This window comes from Kribbella amoyensis, from assembly GCF_007828865.1.
Lineage (GTDB): Bacteria > Actinomycetota > Actinomycetes > Propionibacteriales > Kribbellaceae > Kribbella > Kribbella amoyensis.
Genome location: NZ_VIVK01000001.1, coordinates 3,204,439 through 3,217,413 on the forward strand (window position 1 = coordinate 3,204,439; position 12,975 = coordinate 3,217,413).

A 12,975-nucleotide genomic window follows, 5' to 3' on the forward strand; every position below is an offset into this window, starting at 1 on the left:
GGTGCTCAGGGCAACCGCGAGAACCAGAGCAGCGAGGCGAGGCCGGCCAGCAGCGCCGCGGCCAGGGCGATACCCGCCACCAGGTTGGTGATCTCGCGTTCCTCGGTGGTCCAGCCGATCGACGACTGGAGGTCGGAGTACACGTCGCGCAGTTCCTGGTCGCTCTCGGCGGCGTAGAAGGAACCCGCGGTCGCCTCGGCCAGGTCCTGCAGGGACCCGGTGTCGGCGGGGACCGGCACCGGCCGGCCTTCGATGTCGACGGTGCCGTCCGGCGTGCCGTACGCGATCGTGGAGACGGGGACGCCGGCCTCGGTGGCCGCGCGGGCGCCTTCGTCGATCGGCCGGCCGGCCGTGTTGCCGCCGTCGGACAGCAGCACGATCCGGGCCGGCGGCGGGTCCTCGGCAGCCTGGGCGTCCAGCGAACGGACGGCCTGCAGGCTGGTCAGGACGGCTTCGCCGATCGCCGTGCTGTCGGTCAGCGTCAGCCCTTCGATCGCGTCCACGGTCGCCTGGTGGTTCGTACTCGGTGGCGCGACCACGGCCGCGGTCCGGGCGAACGAGACCAGGCCGACGTTGAACTGCTCGGGCAGGTTGTTGACGAACTCGGTCGCCGCCTCCTTGGCCACCTCGAACCGGTTCGGCGCCACGTCGGTGGCCGCCATCGAGTTGGAGATGTCCATCGCCACCACGACGGTCGCGCGTTCCCGCGGCACCCGGACGTCGGCGACGGGCCGGGCGATCGCGATGGTCAGCACCACGATCGCGGCCAGGAACGCCAGCGCGGGCGCGTGCCGTCGCCAGCCGGGGCGGCGCGGGGCCACCTTCTCCAGCATCGGCAGCGTCGCGAACCGGACGGCGTACCGGCTCCGGCGGCGCTGGGCGACGACATACGCGACGACGAGTGCCGCGGCGACGGGCAGCAGCCAGAGCCACAGGGGTTGCTCGAATCTCATCGGATCCCGGTCCTCCCTCGGGGGTTGCGGCGGGCCGCGGCCCGCCGGCGCGCGGTGGTGAAGGCGGCGACGTCACGGACCCAGTCCGTGTCGGTCCGCAGGATCAGGTGGCCGGCGCCCGCGGCGCGGATCGCCTGCGCGGTCTGTTCCCGCCGTTCGGTCATCGCCGCGGCGTACCGGGCGCGCAGCCGCTTGCTGCCGGTGTGGACCTCGCGGCGCCGGCCGGTCTCGGGATCGACCAGCGTGAGCAGGCCGACCTCGGGCAGTTCGAGTTCCCGCGGATCGACGATCTCGACCGCGAGGACCTCGTGCCGCGCGGTCAACCGGCGCAACGGTCCCGCCCAGCCACCGAGGCGGTCGCCCGCGGTCGCCGGGAACAGTCCGCTGTCGTCGTGGAAGTCGGACACCACCACCCGCAGCCCGGGCCGCGGGTGCTCGCGGGCCAGCCGGCTGATCGCCCGGCCGAGGTCGGTCGCGGGGTACTCCCCAGGGGTTGCCCTGGGCAACGAGAGCAACGTGCGGACGGTCCGGCGAAGTGCCGCGTGCCCGCCCCCGTCGGGGACCCGGCGGAGTTCGTTGCCCAGCGCAACCCGTACGCCGAGGCGGTTGCCCGGGCGGTCCGCGAGCAGGCCGACCGCACCGACCACGGCGACGGCGAGATCGCGCTTCTCGCTGAGGGCGGTGCCGAAGTCCATACTCGCCGACGCGTCCACCAACGCCCAGGTCTCCAGCTCGCGCTCGGCCAGCGGTGCCCGGACGTGCGGTTCGAGCGAGCGGGCCGTGACGTTCCAGTCCATCCGGCGGACGTCGTCCTGCCCGGCCTGGTACGGCCGGGCCTCGTTCGGCTCGCTGCCCGGTCCGCTGCGGAGCCCGGTGATGTCGCCCTGCAGGTAACCCTCCAGCCGCCGCTTCACGGAGAGCTCCAGTGCGCGCAGAGCCCGTTCCCGCCCGGCCAGCAGGTCGGGTCCGGAAGCAGTGGCCGGCGGGAGAGGGCGGTTCATGCGGCCGAGCCTTGAGCGCCGCCGGTGGGATCGAAGCCGGGCGGGGCGTTGACGGCGGGCGCGTCGTCGGCCGGGACCACGTGCGGTTGGTCGACGGCCTGCAGGACACGTGCGACCACGGCTCGCGGGTCCACGCCGTCAGCGAGAGCGTCGAAGGTGAGGACCAGGCGATGAGCCATCACGTCGAGCGCCACGTCCGCCACATCGGCCGGCAGGACGTAGTCGCGGCCCCGCAACAAGGCGAGCGCGCGTCCCGCCGCGACCAGGCCGAGAGTGGCCCGCGGACTCACGCCGAACTCCAGCACCCCTTGCAGATCGTCGATCCCGTACTGCCGTGGAACGCGGGTCGCGTGCACGAGCCGGACGACGTACTCCGCGACCGCGTTGTGCACGAACACGTCCTCGGTGGTCTCCTGCAGCTCCTTGACCAGGGCCGGGGTGAGCACCGGGTTCGCGTGCGGGCGGCGCGAGCTCATCCGTTGCAGGATGGTGAGCTCCTCCATCGGGCTCGGGTAGTCGACCGTGATCTTCAGCAGGAACCGGTCCCGCTGCGCCTCGGGCAACGCGTACACGCCCTCGGACTCGACCGGGTTCTGCGTCGCCAGTACCAGGAACGGCTCCGGCAACGGGTAGCTGGTGCCGCCGATACTGACCTGCTGTTCGGCCATCGCCTCGAGCAACGCGGACTGCACCTTGGCAGGCGCCCGGTTGATCTCGTCGGCGAGCACGAGGTTGGCGAAGACCGGGCCGAGCTCGGTGTCGAACCCCTCCGCCGACGGCCGCCAGATCCGGGTCCCGACGATGTCGCCGGGGACCAGGTCCGGGGTGAACTGCAACCGGGCGAACCGGCCGCCGATCACCTCGGCCAGGGTCCGGACCGCGAGCGTCTTGGCGACGCCCGGGACCCCTTCGAGCAGGCAGTGACCGCGGGCCAGCAGGCCCACCATCATCCGCTCGACCAGGTGGTCCTGGCCGACCACGACCCGCTTGACCTCGAAGAGGGCCCGCTCCAGGACTGCCGTCATGCCTGACCCCGCGGATCGGCCTGACCCTGCTCGGGCTGGGACTCCGGCTGCGCCTGCTGGCCCGAACCGTTCTTCTCGGGGCAGTCGCGGCCGTTCTGCTGTGGGGCGATGCTCTGGTTCGGTGACGGGGTGGTCGCGCCGTCCTCGATGGTGACGTAGCCCTGCTCGGGCACCGGGTCGTTGCCGGCCGCGTACGCGATCCCGCCGACGCCCAACGCGGCGGTGGCGATCGCGGTACCGAGCAGGACACGCTTACCGGGGAGATTCATGCTGGCTCCTTCGATCGGATGGTGGCCACCAATTCATCAGGTGAGGGCGAAAACGACCGGAAAGCAGAACGAAAGTGCACCGAAAGCAGACCCCGGCGATCCGGGTCCGCCCGGCTACCTTGGGCAGGTGCGATTACTGGTGGTGGAGGACGAGGAAGGCCTGGTCAGCGCGCTGCGCTCGGGACTCGGCCGGGCCGGCTATGCCGTCGACACGGCGCTGACCGGGGCCGAGGCGATGGAGAAGGTCGCGACCACGGCGTACGACCTGGCCATCCTGGACATCACGCTGCCGGACACCAGCGGGCTCGACCTGTGCCGCGCGGTCCGGCGGGGCGAGATCGAGGTGGCGTCCGGCCGGGAGCTGCGGGTGCTGATGCTGACCGCGCGCGCCTCGCTGGCCGACCGGGTCCGCGGCCTGGACGAGGGCGCGGACGACTACCTGACCAAGCCGTTCGCGCTGGTCGAGCTGCTGGCCCGGATCCGCGCCCTGCTCCGGCGCGACGTGACGAACGGGACCACCCAGCTGCACGTCGGCGAGCTCGTCCTGGACAGTTCTCGGCATCTCGCCACCCGGGCCGGTCGCGAGCTCCCGCTGACGCTGAAGGAATTCGGCGTCCTCCGGTACCTGATGTCGCGGCCGGGGCACGTCGTCTCGGCCGAGGAACTGCTCGAACACGTCTGGGACGAGAACGCGGACCCCTTCACCCAGAGCGTCCGGGTGACCGTCGGGACGCTGCGCCGCAAGCTCACGCTGGACGGCGAGGAACCCTTGCTGGAAACGGTGATCGGCCGGGGGTACCGGCTGCGAGGTGAGTCATGACGACACGGCTGCCCGGGTGGGCCCAGACGATCCGCTTCCGGCTCACGCTGACGTACTCCGCGGTGCTGATCGCGTTGTCCGCGTTGCTGCTCGGTGGCCTGTACTTCGCGCTGTCGGCGTACCTCGATCCCAAGCCGCTGAACCCGATCACGGTGAACAAGGTGCATCGCGGCGCCGACGGCGAGCTCAAGGTGAAAGAGGGGTACATCATCCAGGCCGCCGAGCTGTCCAGCATCGAGTCGGCGGTGAACTACCGGACCCTGGAGACGCTGCGGAACTACTCGGCCGCCGGGATGGGCGTGCTGTTCCTGGTCAGCCTGGGCACCGGGTGGTGGTTGTCCGGGCGCGCGCTGCGGCCGGTCCGCCGGATCACCGCGACCGCGCAGGAGATCTCCGCGACCGACCTGTCCCGGCGGATCGCGCTGGACGGCCCGAAGGACGAGCTGCGGAACCTGTCCGACACCGTGGACGACATGCTCGGCCGGCTCGAGTCCGCGTTCGTCGCGCAGCGCCAGCTCGTCGACGACGCCTCGCACGAACTGCGCAACCCGCTGGCCGTGATCCAGGCGAACGTGGACGCGGTCCTCGCCCACGACGACACGCCTCCCGACGACCGGGCCCAGGCGACCGCGATCGTGTCCCGGGCGATCCAGCGGATGACCCGGCTGGTCGAGGACCTGCTCGCGTCGGCCCGGCGGAACTCGCCCGCGTTCGTCGACGCCGACGTGGACCTGGCCGCGATCGCGGGGGAGGCGGCCGAGGAGTACGCCCTGCTCGCGGCCGACCGGGAGCTGCGGCTGGTCCGCCGGTTGTCGCCCGGCCCGATCGCGGCCGGGGACGCGTCCGCGTTGCGCCGGGCCGTGGACAACCTGCTGTCGAACGCGGTCAGGCTGGCCCGCGGCGGCAGCGAACTCGTCCTCGCCGTCGGCAGCCGCCACGGGTGGGCCTGGATCGCGGTCCGCGACGAGGGACCCGGGATCGCCGAACAGGACGCCGACCGGGTCTTCGACCGCTTCTTCCGGTCGGGGCAACGGCAACCGCCGTCGACCGTCCCGTCCAGCGGTGAGCGCCGGGCCGGTCTCGGTCTGGCCATCGTCCGCCAGATCGTCGAGTCGCACGGCGGGTCGGTCGTGCTGCACTCCGAGGTCGGGATCGGCAGCACGTTCGTGCTCTGGCTGCCGGAGCGATCGCTCACCAACACCACCCGACGATCCCCGACCCCACCGGACGAGGACCCGCTCGGTCCACGGCTGTGACCGTCAGGCCCAGCTGACCTCGGCGGAAAGCGGCCCGGACACCGGCGTGGTCCCGGTGTCCTCGTCGCTGTGCCGCCGGACCCAGTCGTCGAGGTCGAGCGCGGTCTCCAGCGGTTCGCGGAGGAGATGGGTACGCCACCAGTCGCCGGGGACCGCGGCCGTCCCACCCCGGAAGCGGGTCTCCGCGGTCCCGTACCGGATCCGGGTCAGCCCTTCGGACAAACCCAGCTGCGGCGCGATCCGCGGCCAGTCGGCCCCGGACATCCGGGCGTACACGACAACAGCTTCGAGGTACCGCGCGGTCGCCGCCAGGACGTCGGCGGCGAGCTCCAGCGCCGCCGCCGGCCGGTCGCCCAGCTCGTCCCGCTGGATCGGCACCGCCAGGCGGACGGTCTCGGCCAGCTGGCACGCCTCGTACGAGAGGGCGAGCCGGGCCGTCGCGGTCTGGCTGGGATTCTGCATGAGGACCTCCTGTCCTCCCGAGGATCGGCGAATCCAGCGGGCCGCACAATGCGGGATTCGCTCAGCAAGACTCTGTCTCAGACATAGGCTGAGCGCATGCGCTATGACCTCGACGATCTGCGGCTGTTCGTCGCCGTGGTGGCCGAAGGGTCCATCACGGCAGGCGCGAGCGCGGTCCACCTGAGTCTTCCGTCGGCGAGTGCGCGGGTACGAGCCCTGGAGGCGCAGGCCGGTCTGCCTCTGTTGATCCGCGAACGCAGAGGGGTCCGGCCGACCCCCGCGGGGACGACCCTGGCGCGGCATGCGCAGGCCGTGCTCGCGGAGACGACCCGGCTCGACAGCGCGGTCGGTAGTTACACGGCGCCGCCGAGTCGGCCGGTGGTCCTGGTCGCGGGCGCGTCGGCGATGCACCGGCTGGTCCCCCTCGCGCTGACCGGCTTCCTCAGCGCGCACCCGGAGTACGACGTGGCCGTCTCGGAGCACCGGACGCCGGAGAGTCTGCGGCTGCTGGTGGAAGGGCAGGCGGATCTCGGCATCGTGCTGCACGACGAGGCGGGCGAGACCGAGTTGCCGATCGAGCCGTTGTCCGACGACCATCTGGTCGTGATCGGCCAAGCCGGTGGCGTGCTCACCGGGCGGTCGGAGATGACGTACCGCGAGGCCGCCGAGCACCCGATGGTCGGTCTGTCGCTCGACTCGTCACTGCGCGGGTGGATCGACCGCCACCTGGCCCCGAACGCGCCCGTGGCCCGCTATCGCACCCTGGTGCCCGACCTGCACACGCTGATCACGCTGGCGGCGGCCGGTGCCGGTCTGGCCGTGGTCCCGCGTCGCGCGGTCCCGGAGATGCCGGACCTCGACATCTGCCCGCTCCAGGACTCGTGGTCCCTCCGCCGTCACCTGCTCTGCCGGGCCGCCCGAGAACCCACAGCGGCCATCACCGCGCTGGCCGACCACATCCACCGGGCCGCCGCGAGGTAGACGGATTCAGCGGCGGAAGGTGGGGGCCCAGGGGGCGTTCTCGAGGCCTACCCGGTCGACGGCTTCGGCGATCAGGGCGGCCAGCCTCTCCAGTTCGGCGACCCGGGCCTTGAGTGGGCGGCGCGAGACGGACCAGTAGGCGCCGACGGCGGCTACCGACACCGGTTCGCCGACCGGGACCATGGCCAGGCTCCGGACGAAGGTGGTGCGGTAGGCCTGCAGCGGGATCCGGTCGTCCTGCTCGATGTCCGGGATCACCGCGGTCTGGTGGTTGAGCATCGCCCAGCCGCTGATGCACGAGGTGATCGGGAACCGCTGGCCCTTCCAGAGCGGCGCGATGGCGTCCTCGTCGGCGTAGAAGCACGAGTCCTCCTCGCGCAGCACGAACGTCGCACCCTGCGCGCCGGTGACCTCCCGGGCCGCCTTCCGCGCCAGCCGGGTCACCTCGCCCAGGTCGTGCGCCGCCGCCAGCTCCGCCCGGTACTCCTCCGCAGCCCTCACAGCCCGCTCCTCCCGCTCAGAGGCATCCTCCCTCCCTCCGCGCCGGAGCGCCAGTCCGCATCACACTCCGTGACCGACGACCTCCTGCTGTGAGCAGAACGCAACCACCGGCGGGCCGCCCGGTTGTTAGGGTCGGCCAATGCGTGCGCTGACGGTCGAGGAGGCCCGCGAGCGGGCCGCAACAGTCCAGGAGCCGGCCTACCGGCTCGAGTTCGCTTTCACCGGGGACGAGCAGACGTTCGCGACCGTGAGCACGATCCGGTTCCGGGCCACGCCCGGCGGGTCGACCTGGGTGGACGTGAAACCGGCCGAGCTGCGGTCGGTCACGCTCAACGGCGAGTCGCTCGACGTCGGCCGGCTGGCCGAGGGCCGGTTCCCGCTCGAGGCGCTGCGGGCCGAGAACGAGCTCGTCGTCGAGGCGTCGATGGCGTACTCCTTCGACGGCGAGGGGATGCAGCGCAGCGTCGACGCCGCCGACGACCGGGTCTACCTGTACGGGATGTCCTCGCTGGAGTCCGCGCCGCGGTACTTCGCCTGTTTCGACCAGCCCGACCTGAAGGCGCCGTACACGGTGGCCGTCACCGCGCCCGAGGACTGGATCGTGCTCGGCAACGGCGCCGCCACCCGGACCGCGCCGGGGCACTGGGAGCTGGCCGAGACGAAGCCGCTGTCCACGTACTTCGTGACGCTGGTGGCGGGTCCGTACCACCAGATCCAGGGTGAGCACGACGGGATCCCGTTGAGCCTGGCCTGCCGGCAGTCGCTGGCGCCGGCCCTGGACCGCGATGCCGAGGATCTGTTCACGGTGACCGGGCAGGCGTTCGACGAGTACCACCGGCTGTTCGGCTACCGGTACCCGTTCGGCGAGTACCACCAGGTGTTCGTGCCCGACTTCAACCTCGGCGCGATGGAGAACCCGGGCTGCGTGACGTTCACCGACCGGCTGGTGTTCCGGTCGGCGGTGACGGACGCGGAGCGCAGTACCCGGGCGCGGATCGTGGTGCACGAGATGGCGCACATGTGGTTCGGCGACACGGTCACGATGAAGTGGTGGAACGACCTGTGGCTGAACGAGTCGTTCGCGGAGTACATGGCGCACCGGGTCTCGCACGACGCGACCGACCACCCCGGCCACTGGACCGACTTCGGCTTCGTCCGGAAGTGGTGGGGGCTGCAGGCGGACCAACGCTCGTCGACGCACCCGGTCGCGGCCGACGCGGTGAAGGACGCGCGCGGCTCGCTCGACGACTTCGACGGCATCTCGTACGCCAAGTTCGGTAACGCGGACCTGGGCGAGTTCATCGCGATGCTGTCCGCTGCCGGCGCGGAGAACCTGCCGCACTGGTCCGAGCAGTGGCTGCGCACGTCCGGCGTGGACACGCTGCGTGCGGAGCGGACGGCGACCGGGATCAGGCTGCACCGGGACCGGCCGGACCACGCCGAGCGCCCGCATCAGCTCACGGTCGCCGGGTACGACGAAGCCGGGCAAGCCACCTCGGTCGACGTCCTGCTCGACCAGGACCAGGTCGACGTGGCCCTCGATCCCGCGGTCGCCCTGGTGATCCCGGACGCCGGCGACGACACCTGGGCGAAGATCCGGCTGGACGCGGACACGCTGGACCGGCTGCCGAAGGTGCTGCTGCGGATCGCCGACGGAACCACCCGCGCGGTGATCTGGAACAGCCTGCGGGACTCGGTCGCGACGGCCGACCTGGATCCGCGCAAGGCGCTGGCGATCCTGCTCGAGGCGTTGCCGGCCGAGGACAGCGACATCGCGATCGGGTCGCTGCTGCGTTGGGCCGAGGACCGGCTGATCGGCGTCGCGCTCCCGTACGAGCCGTACCGGGGTGAGCTCGCGAACGCCTTGACCAGCAGGCTTTCCGGGGCGCCGGCCGGCAGCAGCCTGCAGCTGGCCGTTGCCCGGGGCACCATTGCGATGACCGGCGACGTGGACCTGCTGCGCGGCTGGCTCGCCGGGACGGGCGTACCGGCCGGGTTGGAGATCGACACCGATCTGCGCTGGTCCCTGGTGCTGCGGCTGGTCCGGCTGGGCGAGTTCGGTGCCGCAGACGTCGACGCGGAACTGACCCGGGACCGGTCGACCGAAGGCGTGATCCACGCGGCTCGGTGCCGGGCCGCGCTGGCCGACGGCAAGGAGGCGGCCTGGGCACGGATCACGGCGGAGTCCGGGATCGGCGTGAACGAGTTGTTCGCCACCTGTGAGGGGTTCTGGCATCCCGGTCAGGCCGAGGCGACCGCGCCGTACGTCGAGCGGTTCTTCACCGACATCGCCGGCACGGCCGAGCTGCGGTTCGGGATGGCGTTGCAGCTGGCCACGACGCGGGCGTTCCCGCGGTACGCGGTCGAGCCGCGCACGATCGAGCTGGCCGAGCGGCTGCTTGCCGACGACAACGTTGCCCCGAGCATCCGCCGGACCGTGGCCGACCAGAGCGACGACCTGCGCCGCGCGGTCCGGGCCCGACGCGCCTTCGGCTGAGCGAGGAAGGCGGCGGTGCGGATCAGCGGACGGTGAGACGCTCCGCGACCTGCTTGCGGGCTTGGTGGATCCGGGCTTTCACCGTACCCAGCGGGACGTCGAGCTCGTCGGCGATCTCGGCGTAGGACATCGCCCCGAGATCGCGGAGCACCAACGGCTGGACGAGCTGCGGGTGGTTCGCCTCCAGCGCCTCCAGGGCCTCGAGCAGGTCGAGGCGGGACCCGGCGATGACCGAGGTGGTGCGCGGGTCGACCGCCTCGGGCAGGACCTCGGCGGACTGCTCGACCGCACGGCGCTTGAGCGATCGGTAGGTCTGCCGGGCCTGGTTCGTCGCGACCACGGTCAGCCAGCCCGCGAAAGTCCCGGTGCCCTTGAAGGTCTGGATCTTGGTGGCCACCGTCAGCAGCGTGTCCTGGGCCGCCTCCTCGGCGTCCTCGCGGTACGGCAGGAACTTCGCCACCCGGCGCTGGACCTGGGGACGGATCGCCTGCAGCAGTTCGGGCAACGCGGCCTGGTCCCCGGCCGCCGCCCGGGCCGCGAGCTCTTCCAGGTCCTCGTTCATGCTCCCCCAGAGTGTCCGACGCGGTGTGTCCGCCGCAGTACTCTTCGCTTCGGCCCCGCCCTCCCCGACAATAGCCGGGATGGATGTCATCGGGCGATACCGGCTGCAGGAGCAGGTCGGCGCGGGCGCGTTCGCGACGGTCTGGCGGGGCTACGACGACGACCTCGACGTGGACGTGGCCGTGAAGGTGCTGGCCGACAACTGGGCCTCGCGGGCCGATGTGCGCGAGCGGTTCCTGTCCGAGGCGCGGCTGATGCGCCGGATCGCGAGCGACCGGGTGGTCCGGGTGTTCGACCTGGGCAAGCTACCCGACGGCCGGCCGTACTTCGTGATGGACTACGTCGACGGCGGCACGCTGGCCGACATCCTGGCCGGTGGCCCGGTCGATCCGGCCGACGCGCTGTGGTGGGGTGCGGATCTGGCCCGCGCGGTCGCCGCGTTGCACGCCGAGGGCGTCGTCCATCGCGACATCACCCCGGCCAACCTGTTGCTGCGCCCGTCGAACGGGCTGGAGTCCGGCGGCGGGACGCACCGGATCGTGCTCGCCGATCTCGGCCTGGCGAAAAGGGCCGCCGAGGCTTCGGGTCTCACCCAGGCCGTGGGGACGCCGTCGTACATGGCACCCGAGCAGGGTCGCGGTGACGGCGGCTTCGACGAGCGCGCCGACGTGTACGCGGTAGGCGCGGTGACGTACGCGCTGCTGACCGGCCGCGCGCCGTTCGTCGTGTCCTCGATCTCCGATGTGCTCGGCCGCGACCCGGACAGCAACCCGCCGAGCCTGCGCCCGTTGTTGCACGACGCGGTCGGTCAGCTCGACGACCTGCTGGCCCGGGCGCTCGCGTACCGCGTCGGCGACCGCTGGCAGCGCGCGGACACCCTGGCCGAACACCTGGAGGCGGAGGCGTACCGGCTGGAGCAGGAGGCGCCGATGCTCGCGTCCGCGCGGACCGCTGCCGGCGATCCGGACGCCGTGGACACGACGATCAGGTCGGCCGGCACCACCGCGCATCCTGGTCGTCGGCAGTGGGTTCTGGCCGCTCTGCCGGTTTTGTTCGTCGGCGCGGCCGTGGCGACCTGGTTCCTGCTCGGGCGCTGATCACTGACTGAGACGGGTCCTCCGCTCTCACCGTATGGTTGCTTAAAGTGATCTCATGGCTACTCTACGGAAGTTGCTGGCTACCGTGGCAGTCGTATCCCTGGCCACCGCACTCCCCGCGGCCGCGGCGGAACCGGTCAGCTACGCGTGCCGGGCGGACACCAAGTTCGGGCAGCACCACGTGTCGCTGCGGCAGGGCGCGGACGCGAAGGCGCCGGCCTCGGTGAAGCCGGGCGCGACCTTCGACGTGGTGGTCGACCTCAAGCCGGGCTCGCTGCCCGGCGAGGTGAAGGGCTTCAAGCTCAAGGAGGTCCGTGACCTCGCGCTCCGCGTCCCGGTGCCCGCGAACGCGAGCTTCGAGGGCGCGTTCCTCACCGGCGGATCCGGCCTGAACTCCCAGCCCACCGTCGAGGCCGGCCAGGGCGTCGTCACCCTCCGCGTGGCCGGTCCGATCGCGGGCGGCGCGGCGTACCAGCTGCCGCGGCTCACGGTCCGGCTGAAGGCGGGCCAGGCCGGGGCGATCGAGACCCGCCTGCACGGCACCGGCTTCGACAACCCCGGGCTCACCCTGCAGGCGAAGATCAAGTGGAAGTTCGTCACCATCACCTCGCCGGTGAGCTGCTACCCCGATCCGAACCCGGCCCTGACCCGGACGGTGATCAGCAAGGCCGAATGAGGACAGGCGATCAGGAACGCGGTCGTTTCTCTGGCGGCCGGGGCCCGGGCACCGTAGGTTCGGGCAATGAGTGGGCAGACGAGTGGCGGTTACGACCCAGAGAAGTTCGAGCGGCTCTTCGCGCTGGACGCGGGCAGCTTCTGGTTCCGTGCGCGGAGTGACCTGATCGGCTGGGCCCTGGACCGCAACTTCCCGGCCGCCCGCTCGTTCCTCGAGCTCGGCTGTGGCAACGGGTACGTCATCGACCGGGTCCGCCGCGACCACCCCGACTGGCGGCTGGTCGGAACCGAACTCTTCGAGGAAGGCCTCGCGAACGCGCGGATCCGGATGCCCGAGGGCGTGGAACTACGGCAACTGGACGCGACCGAGAACCCGTACGACGCGGAGTTCGACGTGGCCGGCGCGTTCGACGTGATCGAGCACATCGAGGACGCGCCCGCGGTACTGGCCGGGATGTTCGCGTCGGTCCGGCCGGGCGGCGGTGTCCTGATCACGGTGCCGCAGCACAAGTGGTTGTGGAGCAAGGCCGACGTCGCCGCGCACCACGTCAAGCGGTACACCCGGCGAGAGCTGATCGGCGAGCTCCAGGACGCCGGCTTCGAGGTGCTCCGGGTGACGTCGTTCGTGTCGCTGTTGCTGCCGGCGATGATGGCGTCCCGCCTGGTCAAACGGGACGCCGCCGACGTCGAGGGTGAACTGGACATGGCCGCCCCGCTGAACACCGCCTGCTACCAGGTGATGCGGGCCGAGGGTGCCCTGATCCGGGCCGGCCTCAACCTCCCGGCGGGCGGCTCCCTGCTCGCCGTCGCCCGCCGCCCGCGTCTGCCGGGTTAACCCCTCACGTGCATGGTTGGCCCACCGAAATACCGTGGGCCA

The 12,975-nt window shown here is 71.8% G+C and carries 14 protein-coding genes; 7 read left to right on the forward strand and 7 right to left on the reverse strand.

The annotated features are described in order from the left end of the window. Positions 1–5: 5 nt before the first annotated feature. From FB561_RS15275 to FB561_RS15290, 4 genes are read right to left on the reverse strand one after another with little or no spacing between them, the layout of a single operon-like run. Complete coding sequence (locus FB561_RS15275; protein ID WP_145807229.1) at positions 6–953, reverse strand: VWA domain-containing protein; 948 nt, start codon at positions 951–953, stop codon at positions 6–8. Continuing rightward, positions 950–1,954: a DUF58 domain-containing protein gene (locus tag FB561_RS15280; RefSeq protein WP_145807230.1), complete on the reverse strand. Its 1,005-nt coding sequence runs from the start codon at positions 1,952–1,954 to the stop codon at positions 950–952. The genes FB561_RS15275 and FB561_RS15280 overlap by 4 nt, the downstream gene beginning before the upstream one ends. Further along, positions 1,951–2,979: an AAA family ATPase gene (locus FB561_RS15285; RefSeq protein WP_145807232.1), complete on the reverse strand. Its 1,029-nt coding sequence runs from the start codon at positions 2,977–2,979 to the stop codon at positions 1,951–1,953. Before FB561_RS15285 ends, FB561_RS15280 begins: the two co-directional genes overlap by 4 nt. Continuing rightward, the gene (locus tag FB561_RS15290; protein ID WP_145807234.1) at positions 2,976–3,248 is read right to left on the reverse strand and encodes a hypothetical protein; all 273 of its coding nucleotides are present in this window, start codon (positions 3,246–3,248) and stop codon (positions 2,976–2,978) included. Before FB561_RS15290 ends, FB561_RS15285 begins: the two co-directional genes overlap by 4 nt. A 127-nt stretch (positions 3,249–3,375) precedes the next feature. On the opposite strand from FB561_RS15290, the gene FB561_RS15295 reads away from it, so the two are divergent. Continuing rightward, positions 3,376–4,068 carry a response regulator transcription factor gene (locus FB561_RS15295; protein WP_145807236.1) on the forward strand — a complete coding sequence of 231 codons (693 nt, stop codon included), beginning with the start codon at positions 3,376–3,378 and terminating at the stop codon, positions 4,066–4,068. Next, the gene (locus tag FB561_RS15300; RefSeq protein ID WP_145807238.1) at positions 4,065–5,324 is read left to right on the forward strand and encodes a sensor histidine kinase; all 1,260 of its coding nucleotides are present in this window, start codon (positions 4,065–4,067) and stop codon (positions 5,322–5,324) included. Before FB561_RS15295 ends, FB561_RS15300 begins: the two co-directional genes overlap by 4 nt. Before the next feature lie 3 nt (positions 5,325–5,327). On the opposite strand, the gene FB561_RS15305 is transcribed toward FB561_RS15300, so the two are convergent. Then, positions 5,328–5,786, reverse strand: a complete 459-nt coding sequence (locus tag FB561_RS15305) for a hypothetical protein (protein WP_145807240.1) — start codon at positions 5,784–5,786, stop codon at positions 5,328–5,330. A 96-nt stretch (positions 5,787–5,882) separates the two neighbouring features. Between FB561_RS15305 and FB561_RS15310 the strand changes: the two genes are divergently transcribed. Beyond that, a complete protein-coding gene (locus tag FB561_RS15310; RefSeq protein WP_145807242.1) occupies positions 5,883–6,767 on the forward strand; it encodes a LysR family transcriptional regulator in 885 nt (294 codons plus the stop codon). Positions 6,768–6,773: 6 nt separating this feature from the next. Here FB561_RS15310 and FB561_RS15315 read toward each other — a convergent pair whose 3' ends face one another. Further along, positions 6,774–7,268 (reverse strand): GAF domain-containing protein, encoded by a 495-nt coding sequence (locus tag FB561_RS15315; RefSeq protein ID WP_202880620.1) that lies wholly within the window; start codon positions 7,266–7,268, stop codon positions 6,774–6,776. A 139-nt stretch (positions 7,269–7,407) separates the two neighbouring features. Between FB561_RS15315 and FB561_RS15320 the strand changes: the two genes are divergently transcribed. Then, positions 7,408–9,765 (forward strand): M1 family aminopeptidase, encoded by a 2,358-nt coding sequence (locus FB561_RS15320; protein WP_145807245.1) that lies wholly within the window; start codon positions 7,408–7,410, stop codon positions 9,763–9,765. Positions 9,766–9,787: 22 nt separating this feature from the next. Here the strand turns inward: FB561_RS15320 and FB561_RS15325 are convergent, their stop codons facing one another. Continuing rightward, complete coding sequence (locus tag FB561_RS15325) at positions 9,788–10,327, reverse strand: RNA polymerase sigma factor (RefSeq protein ID WP_145807247.1); 540 nt, start codon at positions 10,325–10,327, stop codon at positions 9,788–9,790. A gap of 79 nt (positions 10,328–10,406) precedes the next feature. On the opposite strand from FB561_RS15325, the gene FB561_RS15330 reads away from it, so the two are divergent. The 3 genes from FB561_RS15330 (at position 10,407) to FB561_RS15340 (ending at position 12,933) form a co-directional block, all read left to right on the forward strand. Next, the gene (locus tag FB561_RS15330) at positions 10,407–11,423 is read left to right on the forward strand and encodes a serine/threonine-protein kinase (RefSeq protein WP_145807249.1); all 1,017 of its coding nucleotides are present in this window, start codon (positions 10,407–10,409) and stop codon (positions 11,421–11,423) included. Positions 11,424–11,478: 55 nt separating this feature from the next. After that, the gene (locus FB561_RS15335) at positions 11,479–12,099 is read left to right on the forward strand and encodes a hypothetical protein (protein WP_145807251.1); all 621 of its coding nucleotides are present in this window, start codon (positions 11,479–11,481) and stop codon (positions 12,097–12,099) included. A 66-nt stretch (positions 12,100–12,165) separates the two neighbouring features. Next, positions 12,166–12,933 (forward strand): class I SAM-dependent methyltransferase, encoded by a 768-nt coding sequence (locus tag FB561_RS15340; protein WP_145807253.1) that lies wholly within the window; start codon positions 12,166–12,168, stop codon positions 12,931–12,933. Positions 12,934–12,975 lie beyond the last annotated feature (42 nt).

What these genes read in the sequence shown, in the direction of transcription:
- FB561_RS15275 (WP_145807229.1), bottom strand. Translation starts at nt 953, where the DNA reads ATGAGATTCGAGCAACCCCTGTGGCTCTGGCTGCTGCCCGTCGCCGCG.
- FB561_RS15280 (WP_145807230.1), bottom strand. Translation starts at nt 1,954, where the DNA reads ATGAACCGCCCTCTCCCGCCGGCCACTGCTTCCGGACCCGACCTGCTG.
- FB561_RS15285 (WP_145807232.1), bottom strand. Translation starts at nt 2,979, where the DNA reads ATGACGGCAGTCCTGGAGCGGGCCCTCTTCGAGGTCAAGCGGGTCGTG.
- FB561_RS15290 (WP_145807234.1), bottom strand. Translation starts at nt 3,248, where the DNA reads ATGAATCTCCCCGGTAAGCGTGTCCTGCTCGGTACCGCGATCGCCACC.
- FB561_RS15300 (WP_145807238.1), top strand. Translation starts at nt 4,065, where the DNA reads ATGACGACACGGCTGCCCGGGTGGGCCCAGACGATCCGCTTCCGGCTC.
- FB561_RS15305 (WP_145807240.1), bottom strand. Translation starts at nt 5,786, where the DNA reads ATGCAGAATCCCAGCCAGACCGCGACGGCCCGGCTCGCCCTCTCGTAC.
- FB561_RS15310 (WP_145807242.1), top strand. Translation starts at nt 5,883, where the DNA reads ATGCGCTATGACCTCGACGATCTGCGGCTGTTCGTCGCCGTGGTGGCC.
- FB561_RS15320 (WP_145807245.1), top strand. Translation starts at nt 7,408, where the DNA reads ATGCGTGCGCTGACGGTCGAGGAGGCCCGCGAGCGGGCCGCAACAGTC.
- FB561_RS15325 (WP_145807247.1), bottom strand. Translation starts at nt 10,327, where the DNA reads ATGAACGAGGACCTGGAAGAGCTCGCGGCCCGGGCGGCGGCCGGGGAC.
- FB561_RS15330 (WP_145807249.1), top strand. Translation starts at nt 10,407, where the DNA reads ATGGATGTCATCGGGCGATACCGGCTGCAGGAGCAGGTCGGCGCGGGC.
- FB561_RS15335 (WP_145807251.1), top strand. Translation starts at nt 11,479, where the DNA reads ATGGCTACTCTACGGAAGTTGCTGGCTACCGTGGCAGTCGTATCCCTG.
- FB561_RS15340 (WP_145807253.1), top strand. Translation starts at nt 12,166, where the DNA reads ATGAGTGGGCAGACGAGTGGCGGTTACGACCCAGAGAAGTTCGAGCGG.